Annotated in this window: 1 protein-coding gene; it reads left to right on the forward strand. The window is 43.7% G+C overall.

The annotated features are described in order from the left end of the window. On the forward strand, positions 1 to 250 hold a 250-nt coding region (locus MD535_RS26010), incomplete at its 5' end, for a hypothetical protein (protein WP_265678153.1). Positions 251 to 277: the final 27 nt, after the last annotated feature.

Below are 277 nucleotides of genomic sequence, written 5' to 3' on the forward strand. Positions count from 1 at the left end.
AATTCCTCAGCGTACAGAGGGAGAAGAGCACGGCTTTTCTCTTACGCCGTGTAGCGACATTACCTTAGCTGAACTCAAAATCGCAGGATTTACTTCGCGTGATGCTAAGTTCTACCCATCCACTCTGGCTGAGGTTGAGAAGAGTATCTTGCACCACTTTAAAATCGGGGACTTAACTGACAATTTTATTGTGAAGGATGTATCAACCCCTTCGAGAGCCCTCTTTTCCTTTCACCGTTGCCCGTTTTAATTACTGGGATATTTTTGTATTAACGTA

Origin of the sequence: Vibrio qingdaonensis (assembly GCF_026191675.1) — a bacterium.
Classification (GTDB): Bacteria; Pseudomonadota; Gammaproteobacteria; order Enterobacterales; family Vibrionaceae; genus Vibrio; species Vibrio qingdaonensis.